Source organism: Rhizobium terrae, from assembly GCF_003425685.1.
In the GTDB taxonomy this organism is placed as follows: Bacteria; Pseudomonadota; Alphaproteobacteria; order Rhizobiales; family Rhizobiaceae; genus Neorhizobium; species Neorhizobium terrae.
Map to the genome: position 1 here is coordinate 56572 of NZ_QJKM01000012.1, position 16488 is coordinate 73059.

Consider the following 16488-nt stretch of genomic DNA (forward strand, 5'->3'; position numbering starts at 1 on the left):
GCTCAGCCTCCTGTCACGGTTTGGGCCGGCCGATTAGCAGCCATGGCCTCAAAGGCGGCGAACAGCTTTTCGAGCTTGGGATTGCGCGGTTCGCGTGCGACTTCCGCCGCATCCTGCGCTGGTAGTTCTCGCCAGAACGCACAGGCATTGGCATGGCCGCTGGCCTCCACATCCAGCTTCATGCTGACGATCTTGCATTCCGGCCGCACATGCGGACAGCGGGTATGCAGGCGGCAGCCTTCCGGCGGAGAAAGCGGGCTCGGCAGATCGCCAAGCAGCCGGGAGGCCTTGGGGCGCTGATGGCTTGGCGGCGCCGCGACCGGAATGGCGGACAACAGAGCCCGTGTATAAGGATGACGCGGAGCGGCGAAAATTTCGTCGGACATACCTGTCTCGACGACCTTGCCGAGATACATGACCGCGACGCGGTCTGCGATGTGCTTTACGACGCCAAGATCGTGGGAAATGAAGACGAAGGCAAGGCCGAGACGCTTCTGCAAGTCCTTCAGCAGGTTGAGGATCTGAGCCTGGATCGAGACGTCGAGGGCGGAGACCGCTTCGTCGCAGATGATCGCCTTGGGTTCCGAGGCGAGGGCTCTGGCGATCACCACGCGCTGACGCTGGCCGCCGGAGAATTCGTGCGGATAACGGTTTGCCTGTTCGGCACGAAGGCCGACCATTTCCAGAAGCTCGGCGACCCGCCTGGCGCGCTGATTAGCCGGCACGATATCGTGCAGCATCAGCGGTTCGGCGATCGTCTGGGCGATCGTCATGCGCGGGTTGAGCGAGGCGTAAGGGTCTTGGAAGATCAGTTGCACATGCCGGCGCTGCTCGCGCATGACCGCATGGCTGAGATCGGTCACGTTCTGGCCGTCGATGAAGACTTCGCCGGCACTCGGCTTGATCAGCCGCATCAAAAGACGGCCGAGGGTGGACTTGCCGCAGCCGGATTCACCGACGATCGCCAACGTCTCACCGGGCATCAGCGACAGGGTCACGTCGTCGACAGCGCCGACCGACGCCAGCGGGCGACCGAGCAGCGAACGCTTGACGACGAAGTTCTTGCCAAGTCCGCGAACTTCGATGATCGGCCTCACGGCTTCAGAGGAGGGTTGGGTCATGGGACGAGATCCTCCATGGGCGCACGCCAGCAGCGGCTGGAGTGACCGGCCGAAACCTCCATGAGTTCGGGCATTTCGGCGCATTCTTCGACGCGGAACGGACAGCGCGCCTGGAACCGGCAACCCGGCGGCGGATTGGCCATGTCCGGCACCGTGCCGGTGATAGCGACCAGTCGCTCACGCTTTTCATCGAGACGCGGCAGTGAGCCGAGCAGACCGACCGTATAGGGGTGTTGCGGGAAGGTGAACAATTCCTCGACGGAACATTGTTCGACGACCTGGCCGGCATACATCACGATCACGTCGTCGCAGGCCTCCGCGACCACGCCGAGATCGTGGGTGATGAGGACGATGGCGGTGCCGGTCTTCTGCTGCAGTTCGCGCATCAGTTCGAGCACCTGCGCCTGGATCGTCACGTCGAGCGCGGTGGTCGGCTCGTCGGCGATCAGCAGTTCCGGATCGCAGGCAAGTGCCATGGCGATCATCACGCGCTGGCGCATGCCGCCGGAAAGATTGTGCGGATATTGGTAGTAACGGGTCTCGGGCGAGGGGATGCGCACCAGCTTCAGCATGGCGATGGCGCGTTCGGTCGCTTCCTTCTTCGACATCTGCCGATGGCGCAGGATGACTTCAATGATCTGCTCGCCGATCGTATAAGACGGGTTGAGGGAGGTCATCGGCTCCTGAAAAATCATCGCCAGCCGATTGCCGCGGAGGCTTCGCATGCCGATCTTCGTTTCATCGAGCAACTGCCGGCCATCGAAACTGACGCTGCCGAAAATGCGGGCGCTGTGTTCTGGCAGCAGCCGCATGACCGCAAGCGAGGTAACGCTCTTGCCGCTGCCAGACTCGCCGACGATCGCCAGCGTGCGGCCCTTTTTGACCGAAAAGCTGACGCCGTCCACGGCGGTGACGGTATGCGTGTCGCCTTCGAAGATGACACGCAGGTTCTTGACGTCGAGAACGGACGCGGAAGCGTCGTCAGCCCGAACGGATCGGGCCGACTGGTTTTCAAGTGTGTTTTGAGACGTGCTCATCGAAGCCTTGGGCCAGCTTGGTTCTTACTTACGGCTGACGCCGGCCAGACGGATGATGCCATCCGGAGCAGGCTTGAGACCGGTGATGTTGGAGTTGTGCGCGAAGATCCATTGCGAGTGATACAGATAGACGATCGGCAGGTCCTTCTGGAGGATCGCAATAGCCTTGCTGTATTCTGCCTGGCGCGCGGCTACGTCACCCAGCGACCGGGCCTTTTCGAGGGTCGCATCGAGTTCCTTGTTGCAGTAGTGCGCGTCGTTGGTCGGAGCACCGCAGGAGAGCATCGGGGTGATGTTCAGGTCGGGATCGACACGACCGCTCCAGCCGACGAGGTGAGACTGGAACTTGCCCTGGCGGGCGATGTCGAGAAGCGTCATCAGTTCGGTCGGCTTGATCGAGACGTTGATGCCGATTTCCTGAACCATCGCCTGGATCAACGTTGCGACCTGCTGGCGCTCGGCATCGGTCGGAACGAGAAGTTCGAGGTTGACCGTCTTCACGCCGGCTTCCGCCATTTTCTTCTTGGCGGCTTCAACGTCACGAGCCGGAACCGGGAACTTCTTGTCGTAGAACGGGCTGGAGGGCGGGAACGGCTGATTGCCGATCGAGGCCTGGCCGTCGAACACGACATTGCTGATGGCTTCGCGGTCGATCGCGAGGCTGAAGGCTTCGCGGATCGCAGCCTTTTTGCCGGCGTCGAGGTTTGCGCCTTCGCCATCGATGCTGAAGGTGATGCCATAGTAGCCGAGACCGACGACCGGATCGACGGCCAAAGCCTTGTCTTTCTTGACGGCTTCGACGTCGGTCGCAGCAAGACGCTCGATCAGGTCGAGCTGGCCGGAACGCAGGTTGAGCAGGCGGACGTTGGAATCCGGCATGCCGCGATAGATCAGGCGGTCGAAGCTGTACTTCTTGGCATCGTAATACTGCGGGAACTTTTCAAGGACGATGCGGTCCTGAACAACGCGCTCGACGAACTTGTAGGGACCGGAGCAGACCGGAGCATCGGTGAATTTTTCGCCGAGCTTTTCGCCGGCCGTCGGGCTGACGATCATGCCGGCGCGGTCGCTGAGCGCTGCGAGCAGCGGCACGGAAGGGGCCTTGAGGTTGATCTGTACGGTCGTCGGATCGACGGCGTCGACCGTGTTGATTGCGCTGATTTCCGGCTTGCGGCGCGAGAATTTCGCGTTGAGGGCGCGCTCCAGATTATACTTGATCGCAGCAGCATCGACCTTTGTGCCGTCGTGGAAGACGGCATCGTTGCGCAGTTTCAAGGTGAGCGTCTTGCTGTCGGCGCTCCACTGCCAGCTTGCGGCGAGCATAGGGACGATCTGGCCGTTCGCATCGATATCAACGATCTTGTCGCAGAGCGACTGCAGAACGTGGCGGCCCACGAAGCTCCAGTTGGTCGCCGGGTCCAGCGTATCCGGATCGTCCTGCAAACCGATCTTGAGAACGGACTGGGCAGCGGCGGGTGCGGCAGTTGCGGCCAGCCCGGTCAGCGCCAGGCCGGCTGCGAGTGCGAGATAAAGTGGTCTCATCAATATTCCCTCTCCTGTTTTAGAACGCTTGTTTCCTGAGATCAGCGGGCGACCGCATAACCCTGCACACCACGCGGATTGGCGCCCGCCTTCACCAGTTGCATATCGCCGTCCATTTCCCGCGCCACGGCCGAAAGACGTCCTTCGGACCATGCGTCGCCAATGGTGACCTTGTGACCGCGGGCTGTGAGATCCTCCCGCACCGCCTCGGAGAAGCGGGATTCGAGCGTGATTGCGCCGTAGCTGATCTCGCGCGGCCAGAAGGAGCTCGGCAGATGGTCGGTATGGAAGGACGGAGCGTCGATTGCCTCCTGCAGGTTCATGCCCTTATGGAGATGACGCAGCAGCATGATCAGCTGCCACTGATCCTGCTGATCGCCGCCCGGCGTGCCGAAGGCCATGTAAGGCTGGCCGTCGCGGAACATGGTGGACGGCGTCAGCGTCGTGCGCGGGCGCTTGCCCGGCGCGAGGGAAGAATTCAAGCCCTCTTCCAGCCAGAACATTTGGCCGCGTGTGGTGAGGCTGAAGCCGAGGCCCGGGATGACCGGGCTCGACTGGAACCAGCCGCCGGACGGTGTGGCGGAGACCATGTTGCCCCAACGGTCGACGGCGCTGACTTGCACCGTGTCGCCGCGCTGCGCGCCTTCGCGAGTCAGTGAGGGCTCGCCCTGCCGGTCGTTCGGCAGCTTGGCTTCGCGGCCGACCGTCGGTTCGCCGCCGCCAAGGCCGGGCTGCGGAATGGTGCCGACCATGCGCAGCGGCGGCAGGTTGGGATTGCGGCCTTCCGGAGCGCCCGGACGGATCTCCATGGATGCCGTGCCGGCGATCAGCGCGCGGCGGACATCGGCGTAGCTCGAGGAGAGCAGGGCGGTCATCGGCACGTCGGAGCTGTCGCCATACCAGGAATCGCGGTCGGCCATGGCAAGCTTCGCTGTTTCGACGACGAGATGCACGAAATCGGCGCTCATCGGATCGAGATCGGCGATATCCGTACCTTTCAGGATCTGAAGCATCTGCAGGAGAACGGGGCCTTGCGACCATGGTCCGCATTTGAAGACCTCGTAGTCGCCGTAAGCCACGGAAACCGGCTTCTCGATCAGCGGCTTGTATTTCGCCATGTCCTGGGCCGTGATCAGGCCTCTGTGGCGACGACCGGAGACGTCCCATATCTCTTCGGTGGCGCAATACTCCTCGATTCGCTCGGCGACCGGGCCGCGATACCAGAAATCGAGTGCCGCATCGATGCGCGCTTCACGGCTCCCGCCGGATTTCGCGTGATCGAGGATCTGCTGGTAGAGTGCAGCGATCTGCGGATTGCGGAAGAGCTTGCCGGACTGAGGGGCAACGCCGCCTGGCAGATAGACTTCCGCCGAACTCGGCCAGTGGGTTTCGAACAACTCGCGCATCGACGCAATCGTGTTGGCAATGCGAGGCACAAGCGGATGACCGGTCTTGGCGTAATAGATAGCGGGAGAGAGTACGTCCTCCAGCTCGGCGGTACCATAGTCCCGCAGCAGCGTGAGCCATGCGCCGAATGCGCCTGGAATGCAGGCGGCAAGAAGACCGGTTCCGGGGATGATATCGAGGCCCAGATCCTTGAAATATTTGATCGTTGCCCGGGAAGGAGATGGTCCTTGGCCGGAAATGACGATAGGGGCGTCCGCTCCCGCCGGCGTGACGATGATCGGCACCTCACCAGCGGGACCATTGAGGTGGGGCTCGACGACCTGCAGGACGAAGCCGGTAGCAACCGCGGCGTCGAAAGCCGTGTGCCCTTTTTCAAGGAGGGACATCCCCACGGCGGAGGCCAGCCAATGAGTCGAGGAAACGGCTCCGAATGTGCCCCTGAGTTCCGGTCGCGTCGTAAACGTCATCGCAAATTCCTCACTCCCAGCCGTCTACGATCCATTTTGGCAGCCTCTTCTCAGAGGTTGCCGATACGGGTGGGCAGGCATGTTCACGCTGGATTATATACAAGTCTCGGTGTTATCTGCCGCATCGCATGCGGTTTGCCTCTATTTGTGGACATACTGTATATTTGCTGCCGACATTGCAAGAGGATTGTGTAATCCGTAGCGATCAGTTGATCAAAAACAACCGGAGCAGAGTGCCCGGAACCGGGAAAAGGAATGCGCAATGCTGGACGCTCCAGCGAATACCAAGAAAAGCCGTAGTGATTTCATAGCCGAACAGCTGGAAGACGCCGTCATCAACGGTGCAATTCCGGCAGGTGCGCGGCTTGATGAAACGTCGATCGCCGCGCAATTCGGCGTCTCCCGCACACCGGTACGGGAAGCGTTGCATATTTTATGTGGACGAGGATTTGCCGAGCGCGAACCTTATAAGGGGGTTGTCGTCGCGCAGATTTCCGCCCAACGCATCGACGAAATGTTCGAGGCGATGGCGGAACTCGAAGCGACATGCGGACGGCTTGCCTCTCATCGGATGACGATGAGCGAGCGCGCCGACCTCGAAAGCATGCATCGGGAAATGAATGCGCTTGCCGAGGGTGGCGAGCACGACGGTTACAACGAGATCAACACGCGCTTCCACAGCCTCATCTTTCAGGGCAGCCACAACAGCGACCTGATCGCGGCTGCGCAGACACTGCGGCTGAAGCTCGCACCGTTCCGAAAATATCAGCTCAAGGACAAGGGACGCCTCAAGCGCTCCTGCCAGGAACATCAGCAGATTGTCGATGCGATCCTGGATCAGGACCCCAAGGCTGCGGAAAACGCGCTGCGCCGCCACCTTGTCTCGGCAGCGCAGGAAGTTCTCCTCCGGCGCCAGCGGCAGGAAGAGAATGCCGTGGCCAAGAACGCTTTCTAGAGACAGGCTCGAAATGTCCGATATGATCGAAAAAGACGCCATCCGCGCCGTGATCGCCGATATGCAAGCAGCCTGGAACCGCGGCGATTTCCCCGGCTATATGGCGGGGTTTGCCAATCCCGACGTGATCTTCGTCTCCCGCGGGCGTATTCAGAAGGACTGGAAGGCGACGCTCGATCATTATATTGCCGATTACGGAGGCGCGCCGGGTTCTCAGGGCGAACTTGCCTTCTCGAATATCCGCATCGAGATACTGGCACCTGATGCCGCCCAGTTGATCAGTGATTACGAGCTGGTGCGTTCCGCGGGCAACCAGACCGGCGTCAACACCCGCCTGATGCGCAAGCGCGACGGCAGATGGGTGATCGCACTCAATCACGTTTCGCAGGTCGAGAAGTAAGAGCGAAAAAGGACTATTGAAGTCACATCCGGCTAATCGAAGAGGAAAACAGCATGGGTGCATCCAAGATCATCCATGTGGTGAACTGCCACGCGTAAGGCAAAGTCGGTCGCTCGATCATCGGTTCCGAATTTCGCTGTTAGATACGGTCGAAGACAACGGTGGCCGAACGGCGATCTACCCGCCGATCTCCCGGCTGCGCCTGGATCACCGGCACGCGTCAGCGATGCTGGACCCCTCCGGTTCACGGCCCTCCGCATGCAGCCGACAACCCCAAATACAGGGTATAAAAATTTACAGAATCTCAGGAAGATAGTTCGAATGCGGGACGACCTGCCAGTCTCGATGCGGAATTCTGGAATAAGAAGGACTTCAGATCGAACGAGGCGGGCTTTCGAGTTGAATTATTGCAACCATTAAACTTTAACGGTTCTTCGTTAACCCGAATTTAAGAGTCGCGCCCCATTTCTGGACCTTGCAGGTTCGGATCATCACGGTACTTCAGATGCCAAAACAGGACGTTTCGACGGAATTTCCCTACGATTTGCGCTCGCTGCCGCGGCACCGCCGACTGTCTCCCGATGCAGCACTGATCCTCGCGCAGCGCGCCGTGCCTTTCGATTTCGTGAGCGTCAGCGGTCTTGACCTCGGCAATTACCGGGTCGGGAGCTTCACGAGCGTGACGTCGAATTTCCCGCCCGCCTTCGTCGAGGCCTATGAGGGAGAAAAACTCTACCTCACCGATCCCATGGTGCTCACCGGCACCAGGGGCGCTGAAATCGTGACGGAAGAGAATCTGGATCTTCCACTTGAACCGCGTTTAGCCTACCTTCTACGCACGTTCCACATCGGTCACCGATTGGCATTCTTTCTGCGACGTGGCGATCGAACCTACGGCTCCGTGGTCTTTGCGCGGGACGCCGGCATATTCCGCGCGGAAGAGATCGAATATCTCGCGCTGCTCGCCGCTCCCTTGCACGAAAAGATCACCCGCCCGCTCGTGAAACGCTTCGGTGCCGAGATTGTCGGCCTTCTGGAGGGAGAGGTCGAATGCCTTAGGCTTGCGGCCCAGGGCATGACGAGCGAGGAGATCGCGGCCACCTCGCGCTTCCGCAAGGAAACGGTCGATAGTTATCTTAAATCGGCGGCCAAGAAACTCGGCGCGCGCAATCGCGCCCATGCCATAGCGGAAGCTATTCGCAAGAAACTCATCGAGTAGTTGCGGCTTTGGGACCGCGGACGGCAAGCAGTTTTTCGAACATTTTCTCAAAAAGAGCATGCTCGCTCGTCTTGTGCCGATTTTCTTAAACATCCATCAAGAAATCATCCCTACTTTTGGGGTTGTCGAACGAAAGGCGCACTTTGAACGCGCCAGGATCGGCACAGGTCGCCGGCCAAATTCCGTGCGCCATTAGAGGAAATAACAATAGATCAGGGCACGCGGCGCTCATCGAATTGCTGCGCGCACCCGCGTCGACCGTAGCTGCCACTCCTTCATACGGGAATGGCAACGAGATCTACGCGCCTGATGCAGCGAGCGACCAAGGAGACAACAAGGCATGGCAATACCGTTTTTTACCGGCTCTGATTCCGACGCGGTCCTCTCCGCAATGAGCCGCTCGCAGGCGATCATCGAATTCGATCTCCAAGGCCGGGTCATGACCGCCAACGCTAATTTCTGCACGACGCTCGGCTACGAACTTTCCGAAATTGTCGGCAAGCACCACAGCATGTTCGTTGATCCGGAGGAAGCAGCATCCGCCGAATACCGGGTCTTCTGGGACCGACTCGCGCAAGGTCATTTCGACCAGCGGCAGTACCGCCGCATCGCCAAGGGCGGCCGCGACATCTGGATCGAAGCATCCTACAATCCGGTCTTTCGACGCGGCAAGCCTTACAAGGTCGTGAAGTTCGCGACCGATATCACGGCCATCAAGCTCAGAGCCACCGAAGATGCGGGGAAACTCGAAGCGCTGTCTCGGGCTCAGGCGATCATTGAATTCACTCCCGAGGGCGAGATCATCACCGCCAACGAGAATTTCCTGAAGACGCTGGGGTACCAGCTTTCCGACATCGTCGGTAAACACCACTCCATGTTCTGCGAGCCGGACTATGTCCGCACCGACGACTTTCGCCGCTTCTGGGAGCGCCTCCGTCGCGGCGAGTTCGTCGCAGAGGAATTCACCCGCGTCGGCCGGGCAGGCAACAAGGTCCATATTCAGGCTTCCTACAATCCGATCTTCGGGATGGACGGCAAGGTTTTCAAGGTGGTCAAATTCGCGACCGACGTCACCGGCCGGGTGGAAAACGTACTTGCCCTCGGCAAGGGACTGCAGGCGCTTTCCGCCGGAAATCTCTGTGCCGAACTTCCGCTTTCCTTCATCGCCGCCCTCGAACCGCTGCGTCTCGACTTCAACCATACTTCGCATCGTCTTCGGGTGGCGATGCAGGCCGTCCGGCAGAACGCCCAGGCGATCGCCTCGGGCTCGGCCGAAATTAAGGCCGCGGCGGACGACCTGTCGAAACGGACGGAGCAACAGGCGGCATCCGTGGAGGAAACAGCCGCCGCACTTGAGGAAATCACCCAGACGGTAGGCGACTCCAGCCGACGAGCCGACGAGGCCGGCAAGCTGGTCGAGGCGGCGCGAACGAATGCGGAGAATTCCGGCGCCATCGTCGGGCAGGCGATCACCGCCATGGGGGCCATCGAAAAGTCTTCACGGGAAATCGCCAACATCATCGGCGTCATCGATGAAATCGCCTTCCAGACGAACCTGCTGGCATTGAATGCGGGTGTCGAGGCAGCTCGCGCCGGCGAGGCCGGCAAGGGATTTGCGGTCGTCGCCCAGGAAGTGCGCGAACTCGCCCAGCGGTCCGCCGCAGCCGCCAAGGAAATCAAGGCGCTGATCACCCTATCCGGCGACCAAGTCAAGACCGGTGTCAGCCTCGTCGGCGAAACCGGCCAAGCCTTGGGGCGGATCGCGTCCCAGGTCAAAGATATCAATGTCAACGTTGCAGCGATCGTCGAAGGCGCTCGCGAACAGGCCATCGGCCTGCGGGAAATCAATGTTGCGGTCAATACCATGGACCAGGGTACCCAGCAGAACGCGGCGATGGTTGAAGAATCAAATGCCGCAAGTCATGGCCTTGCAGCCGAGGCGGATGCACTCTTCCAATTGATCAGCCAGTTCCAGGTGGAAGACGGCAAGGCTTCGACCGTCGTGACCTTCGATCGTCAGGATGGGCGCACTGGCTCGCCGCTGCACACATTCAGTCGCAAAATTTCCCGGCCGCTCCAAAGCGGCGGCGCCGTAGCTCAGAAGTGGGAGGATTTCTGATGTCATCCATCGATGATCGGCCTCGCACCACCGGCTCCGAGATCGTGGCATTCCGGCTGCGCGGCACGGAATGATGGATCGGAGCAACAGGAGAGTGCCCATGCGCCACCCTCAGGTCCAGCCTATTGCCGAACTCGTTGATGCGCTTCTGGAGGCGGGCTGCGACATGTGGGCTGTCGGACGCGGTTATTGCATCGGCGAACCTTCGACGGAGCCGCATGCCTCCGTCGTCAAGTCAATTCTGCGGGAGTTCGGGCCGAGGGATCATCTGATGGAGGACATCTCAGCCTATCTCAGACAGATCGGCCGGAACGTGGATCGGTCAGTCTGATGCGGCGTGCACCACCCTTTCCCATCAGGCGATCAGCCGTCTCCGGATCGCCTCGGCAATCGCCTGCGTGCGGTTCGAGCAACCGAGTTTCCGGACAGCCGACTTGATATAGCTGTTGACGGTCTCGGTCTGGTAACCTGTCGCGGTGGCAATGCTGTCGCTCGTCAGGCCGCGGCTGGCCTGGCTGAGGCAGGCGACCTCGCCCTTCGACAACTTCATCTGTGCCGTGGCGAACTTCTCCATCAGAGGTCGCGTGACCGCAGCGTGGATCGGCTCGGCGATCAGCGTCAAAAAGGCCAATTCGTCATCATCGAACGGGGTCGATCGCGCAAAGCACACACCGCCATAGACGACATCTCCACGCAGGATGGGAATGAGCGTGCGGTTTTGGACCTTGAATGTGCGGGTCAGGTAAAGCAACCGCTGCGGCGGCTCGCAATTCTTCCAGACCTCGCTTTCGATGACGATATCCCTCGACGATTTCGCCGCCTGAACGAACGGGTCGTTCCCCACCAGACCGTCTGCCGCATAGGCTTCGACAAAGGCCGGCGGGAAATCGCTGTCCACCGACGCTGCCTGGCCGAAACGGTAGCCGTCGATATCGAGGCCGCTGATGGCGATATGATCGAATGCAACCGCCAGACGCATCCGATCGACGATCGAGTTCGAGCTAAAATGGCGATGGCGTGGAACGGATTGGAGATCGACATAGGTGTCGAGATCCACGAAGTCGGATTGAAAAGCAGTTGAAACGGACATCGCAATGATTTCGTTCTTGATGGACGTCAAATTTGGGGTTGAAAGATGAAGATTTAGTAAACTCCCGCCCTCTTTCTTGCCCGCGGCCTGAGATCTGTTTTCCCAGGCTCGAAGGTTAGCCGCCCCTCGCGTTTCGCGATCGGCAGCTCTCCTATCGCAGGAGCGGAAGCAGTTGGTCGCCCTGTCGCTTGATCTCGGAGAGATAGGGTGTGTCGGAAAGGACGAAATGCGTGATGCCGAGTTCCCGGTATTTGCCGAGTGAACGGGCGACATCTGCCGCAGAACCCACAAGCCAGGTTGTCCCGGCGCCACCGGCCCCAAACCTGCCCGGTGCGGTATAGAGGTTGTCGTCGAGCACATCCCCGCGATTGACGAGATCGAGCAACCGCCGCTGACCGGCCGCAATACCCTTGTGGTCGCTCCAGTTCCCGCTCCTGCCCTTGGCCATCTGCTCGACTTTCGCCTCAGCATCAGCCCAGGCCTGTTCCGTCGTATCGCGAACCAGCGTGGTGATGCGCAGGCCGAATTCGAGGGGAGGGAGATCGCGGTCCAGCTCCCTGCTCAACGCTCTCAGCCGCTCGATCCGTTCGTGCACGCCGTCGAGCGGTTCGCCCCAGAAGAGCTGGACATCGGCCTCGGTGGCCGCCACACGCTCGGCCGCTTCGGAGGCTCCGCCGAAATAGAGCCTCGGATGACGGCGGTCGCCGCGGGCTTCAACGCGCGGTGCGACGGTGGATCCCGAGACGCTGAAATGCTCCCCCGAATAAGTGACGTTTTCCTCGGTCCAGAGCCTGCGAACCAGCCGCATGAATTCTTTGGTGCGGGCATAACGATGCACCTGATCGCCCTCGGTGTCGCCATAAGCGGCAAGGTCATCCTGACCCGATACGATGTTGACCCGCACACGACCGCCGGACAGCTGGTCCAAGGTCGCGGCGGACGCCGCGAAATTCGCCGGCCGCCAATAACCGGGCCGCACCGCGATGAGCGGCTCGAAGGTCGTGGTCCGCGCGACGAGCGCCGTGGCAAGCGTGAATGTGTCAGGCCGACCCCAACCGGTGCCGATGAGTGCTCCCTTCCAGCCGTGCTCCTGAATGGCCTCGGCCTGCGCAGTCAGAGTCTCCAGGCTGTTGTGACCTTCGGCAGCGGCATCGCGCCGATGCCCGGCTTTGACGTCGTTGGGGATGTACCAGAGAAATTCGGACTTGCTGCTCATGCTGTGGCCTGCGTGATGAAGAATAGGGCTGGCGATGCCAAAAGCCTCGGGCGGCTACCCGTGTCAGCGACGGCGGGGATTGCGCACAGGCAAGGTCGATGCCTTTGGAACCAAAGGTGACAGGGGCTGTCTTGCCGTTCAAATCGAGTTGCACCTTCTGCTCGCTTCTCTGGAATAGCGTCCAAAAGCTAGGCCTCTGTCGATCTCCGAACAAGCAAAAGGCAATCGTTTCTGGGGCTTATGCCGCGAAACGGTTTCCTGAACGGGCCTCAGGGGAAATGAACCTTCCACAAAGCTGCGAGATTTGCGGCCGGCGGCATCATACATCCAGTGCTGCATGCCCGGCGTCGAACCATGACGTTTTCGATAATACGGAAGAGGATGCGCAGATTCAGCTGTCCTGGCAATCCCACGCGATACAGCACCAATGCGGAGAAATCCGCGGCGGATTATGGTCGGAAACACGCTAACGGATCAGACGTGCGGATCCGATGCAGACTATGTCGTGGAGATTTAGCATCTCTCCTCTCCATCAGCTCACTAGGCCCCTCAGGCGGACACAAAGTCGAGACCGATGTCGAGGGTTGGCGCACTGTGGGTAATCCAGCCGACCGAGAGCAGATCGACACCGGAGGCAGCAATGGCTGCCGCGGTTGACGGCGTGATCCCACCAGAGGCTTCGGTGATCGCCCGGCCGGCGACGATCGATACGGCTTCCCGGAGTTCGGCGGGCGTCATGTTGTCGAGCAATACGGCATCCGCGCCGACTTCCATTGCCTCGTGGAGCTGGTCGAGCGTGTCGACCTCAACCTCGATCTTCACCATGTGGCCGGCGCCTGCCTTGGCCCGGCGGATGGCTTCCGCAACACTTCCGGCGATCGCCACATGATTGTCCTTGATCAGCACCGCGTCGTGAAGCGCGTACCGGTGGTTCTTTCCGCCGCCGGCACGGACCGCATATTTCTCCAGTGCACGCAGCCCGGGGGTGGTTTTGCGCGTGCAGACGACCGAAGCTTTCGTACCTTCGATCGCCGAAACGATTCCAGCCGTCACGGAGGCGATGCCCGAGAGATGGCCGAGGAAATTGAGCGCGGTTCGTTCGGCTGTCAGCAGACCGCGAGATGGGCCTTCGATCGTGGCAATGATATCCCCGGGTTTCACCGCAGCGCCATCCGGAACGTGGCGGGTCACGACGATTGCGGGATCGACCAGATGGAAGGCCAGTTCGGCCGCATCGAGACCGGCGATCACGCCGGGTTTGCGGGTAGCCATCACGACGGTAGAACGATGCTTTTCCGGGATAACGGCTGCCGACGTCAAATCCCCAACAAGGCCGAGATCCTCGAGAAGCGCTGCGCGTACGGATGGTTCCAAGATCAGCCGCGGAAGAGGGACGAGGTTCATGTCAGGCGCTCCTGGCGAGAGGATGGGATGCGGTCGAACGGGCGATCTGAAGCACCTTGTTCAGGCACATCTTCCTTCGCTCGGCGTAGGCGAACCTCAGAGGAAAGTCGGTGCGGGCGTGGGCGCCGCGCGATTCCTGCCGGAGAGCCGCAAAGACTGCGATCAGCAGGCCGACGAGCGCGGGATCGGAGGCCGCGCCATCGCTTTCGACAAGCGGCAGCAGGCTCGCGATCGCTCCGTGAATGGCCCCGGCATTGCGTAATACGCCGAGATGACGGGAGACGATCGGCTGGACGGGGGAAATGTCTGCAGGCGAGGGGAGGCTGGTCCCGGATATCTGCCTTGGCCTCTCCATCGATGTGCCGGCGACATCATGACCGGCGCGCATGCCCATGACGGCCGCTTCGAGCAGCGAATTGCTGGCAAGCCGGTTTGCACCGTGGAGGCCCGTCGAAGCGGCTTCTCCGACTACCCAAAGGCCGGCCACGGAACTGCGGCCGAATGCATCGGTAGCGACGCCGCCCATATGGTAGTGAACCGCTGGACGGACGGGGATCAGGTCGGAGGCAGGATCGAGGCCCGCTTCGCGGCAGAGACCATTGACGACGGGAAAGCGGTTTGCAAAACCTGCTCCGAACATTTTTCTCGTGTCGAGAAAAACGCCGCCGCCGCGGGCAATCTCGGCACTGATCGCCCGGGCGACCACATCGCGCGGTGCGAGTTCGGCTCCTGGTTCCGATGCCAGAAAACGGTCGCCCTTCTCGTTGACCAATATTGCACCCTCGCCGCGAACCGCCTCGCTGACGAGGGCAAGGGGGCGTCGGACCGTATCGAGCGCGGTTGGATGGAACTGCACGAATTCCATGTCTGCCAGCATCGCGCCGACGCGGGCGGCCAGCACAATGCCCTGGCCGTAATTGCCCACGGGATTGGTCGTCGCGTCATAAAGTCCGCCAAGCCCGCCGGTCGCCAGAACCACCCTGGCAGTCGGCAGGGTCATGGCGCCGCTGCCGGTCGCACAAAGCAGACCGCAGACCTTATCCCCATCCATCAACAGGCGGCGGACTTCGACGCCACTAAGGACGGTGATCGACGGCGTCTTCAGAACCGCCTCCACCAGGGCACGAACGATGGCCGCGCCGGAGCCGTCGCCTTCCACGTGAACGATGCGTCGTCGGCAATGGGCCGCCTCGAGGCCGAGTGACAGGCTGCCGTCGGATGCACGGTCGAAACGAACGCCGTGGCGCTGCAAGGCCTCGATTGCAGCCGGGCCTTCTCTCACGATCGAAGCCGCGACGTCGGCATCGCAGAGCCCGTCGCCGGCCGCAAGCGTATCGGCGAGATGCAGGTCTGGACTATCATCCGGCCCGAGGCTTGCAGCAATGCCGCCTTGCGCCCAGGCGCTGGAGGTTTCCGCTCCAAGCTCGGAGCGGGTAATAAGCACGACCTGCTGAGGCGCAAGCGTCAACGCCGCCATAAGCCCTGCCAGCCCACTCCCGACGATCGCGACGCAGCCGGCGAGACGGTCGAGAATCTCGCTCATATCGCCAGCATCCTTTCGACCGCCCGACGCGCGGATCCGGCGATCGCCGGGTCAACGGTCACCTCATACCGGTTTTCCTCCAGCGCCTTGCGAATGTTGGAGAGCGTGATGCGCTTCATATGCGGGCAGAGATTGCAAGGTCGCACAAATTCCACATCCGGATGCTCCACCGCGACGTTGTCACTCATCGAACATTCGGTCAGCAGCACCACGCGGGCTGGCTTTCTTTCCCCGACATAATTCGACATGACGGCGGTGGAACCGGCAAAATCTGCCTCTGCGACCACATCCGGCGGGCATTCCGGATGCGCCAGCACCATGACACCCGGATAGGACTCGCGAAGATCGCGAACATCCTGCGCATTGAACAGTTCATGAACCTCGCAATGTCCGTGCCATGCGATGATCTCGACATTCGTTTCGCGGGCGATGTTCTGCGCCAGATACTCGTCGGGTATCATCAGCACCCTCGGAACGCCGAGCGATTCAACCACCTGCCTGGCATTGCCCGAGGTGCAGCAGATGTCGGATGCCGCCTTCACTGCCGCGGACGTATTCACATAGGTGATGATTGGTACGCCCGGATGAGCCTGGCGGAGGAGTGCGATGTCTTCTGGCGTAATCGAATCCGCCAGCGAACAGCCGGCCTCCATGTCCGGGATCAGCACCGTTTTCGACGGATTCAGGAGTTTCGCCGTTTCCGCCATGAAGTGGACGCCGGCAAGCACGATCACGTCGGCATCCACCTCCGCCGCTTTGCGGGCGAGCGCAAGGCTATCTCCGACGATATCCGCCACGCCGTGGAAAATCTCCGGTGTCTGATAGTTGTGAGCAAGAATGACGGCGTTGCGGCGGCGCTTGAGCTCAAGAATCGCCTCGACATCCGCCTCATGAGCCATCCATTCGGCTTTCGGGATGACACGGCTGACACGATCGTAAAGCGAGGATGCGGAAACGGGCGAATTCAT

At 60.9% G+C, this 16488-nt stretch carries 14 protein-coding genes; 5 read left to right on the forward strand and 9 right to left on the reverse strand.

The window, feature by feature from the left end; translation table 11 throughout:
* Window positions 1-2 precede the first annotated feature (2 nt).
* Genes DMO26_RS22090 through DMO26_RS22105 form a run of 4 tightly spaced genes read right to left on the reverse strand, consistent with a single transcriptional unit; the run spans window position 3 to window position 5574 of the window.
* The gene (locus DMO26_RS22090; RefSeq protein WP_117194325.1) at window positions 3-1121 is read right to left on the reverse strand and encodes an ABC transporter ATP-binding protein; all 1119 of its coding nucleotides are present in this window, start codon (window positions 1119-1121) and stop codon (window positions 3-5) included.
* Complete coding sequence (locus DMO26_RS22095) at window positions 1118-2158, reverse strand: ABC transporter ATP-binding protein (protein ID WP_117194326.1); 1041 nt, start codon at window positions 2156-2158, stop codon at window positions 1118-1120. The genes DMO26_RS22090 and DMO26_RS22095 overlap by 4 nt, the downstream gene beginning before the upstream one ends.
* A 24-nt stretch (window positions 2159-2182) precedes the next feature.
* Window positions 2183-3700 (reverse strand): ABC transporter substrate-binding protein, encoded by a 1518-nt coding sequence (locus tag DMO26_RS22100; RefSeq protein WP_117194327.1) that lies wholly within the window; start codon window positions 3698-3700, stop codon window positions 2183-2185.
* Window positions 3701-3741: 41 nt separating this feature from the next.
* Complete coding sequence (locus tag DMO26_RS22105) at window positions 3742-5574, reverse strand: gamma-glutamyltransferase family protein (protein WP_117194328.1); 1833 nt, start codon at window positions 5572-5574, stop codon at window positions 3742-3744.
* 262 nt (window positions 5575-5836) lie between these two features.
* Between DMO26_RS22105 and DMO26_RS22110 the strand changes: the two genes are divergently transcribed.
* The 5 genes from DMO26_RS22110 (at window position 5837) to DMO26_RS22130 (ending at window position 10598) form a co-directional block, all read left to right on the forward strand.
* Window positions 5837-6529: a GntR family transcriptional regulator gene (locus DMO26_RS22110; protein ID WP_117194329.1), complete on the forward strand. Its 693-nt coding sequence runs from the start codon at window positions 5837-5839 to the stop codon at window positions 6527-6529.
* A 13-nt stretch (window positions 6530-6542) separates the two neighbouring features.
* Window positions 6543-6929 (forward strand): YybH family protein, encoded by a 387-nt coding sequence (locus DMO26_RS22115; protein WP_226951384.1) that lies wholly within the window; start codon window positions 6543-6545, stop codon window positions 6927-6929.
* 505 nt (window positions 6930-7434) lie between these two features.
* The gene (locus DMO26_RS22120) at window positions 7435-8148 is read left to right on the forward strand and encodes a helix-turn-helix transcriptional regulator (protein WP_117194331.1); all 714 of its coding nucleotides are present in this window, start codon (window positions 7435-7437) and stop codon (window positions 8146-8148) included.
* Between the two features lie 340 nt (window positions 8149-8488).
* Window positions 8489-10267 (forward strand): methyl-accepting chemotaxis protein, encoded by a 1779-nt coding sequence (locus DMO26_RS22125; protein WP_117194332.1) that lies wholly within the window; start codon window positions 8489-8491, stop codon window positions 10265-10267.
* Between the two features lie 100 nt (window positions 10268-10367).
* On the forward strand, window positions 10368-10598 hold the full coding sequence (locus DMO26_RS22130) for a hypothetical protein (protein WP_117194333.1): 231 nt from the start codon (window positions 10368-10370) through the stop codon (window positions 10596-10598).
* 24 nt (window positions 10599-10622) lie between these two features.
* Here the strand turns inward: DMO26_RS22130 and DMO26_RS22135 are convergent, their stop codons facing one another.
* The 5 genes from DMO26_RS22135 to nadA all read right to left on the reverse strand — a co-directional run bounded on the left by DMO26_RS22135 (window position 10623) and on the right by nadA (window position 16488).
* Window positions 10623-11357: a LuxR C-terminal-related transcriptional regulator gene (locus tag DMO26_RS22135; protein WP_117194475.1), complete on the reverse strand. Its 735-nt coding sequence runs from the start codon at window positions 11355-11357 to the stop codon at window positions 10623-10625.
* A gap of 151 nt (window positions 11358-11508) precedes the next feature.
* The gene (locus tag DMO26_RS22140) at window positions 11509-12573 is read right to left on the reverse strand and encodes an LLM class flavin-dependent oxidoreductase (protein WP_117194334.1); all 1065 of its coding nucleotides are present in this window, start codon (window positions 12571-12573) and stop codon (window positions 11509-11511) included.
* Window positions 12574-13122: 549 nt separating this feature from the next.
* Window positions 13123-13977, reverse strand: a complete 855-nt coding sequence (gene nadC, locus DMO26_RS22145) for a carboxylating nicotinate-nucleotide diphosphorylase (RefSeq protein WP_117194335.1) — start codon at window positions 13975-13977, stop codon at window positions 13123-13125.
* Between the two features lies 1 nt (window position 13978).
* Complete coding sequence (locus DMO26_RS22150) at window positions 13979-15520, reverse strand: L-aspartate oxidase (RefSeq protein WP_117194336.1); 1542 nt, start codon at window positions 15518-15520, stop codon at window positions 13979-13981.
* On the reverse strand, window positions 15517-16488 hold the full coding sequence (nadA, locus tag DMO26_RS22155) for a quinolinate synthase NadA (protein WP_117194337.1): 972 nt from the start codon (window positions 16486-16488) through the stop codon (window positions 15517-15519). Before nadA ends, DMO26_RS22150 begins: the two co-directional genes overlap by 4 nt.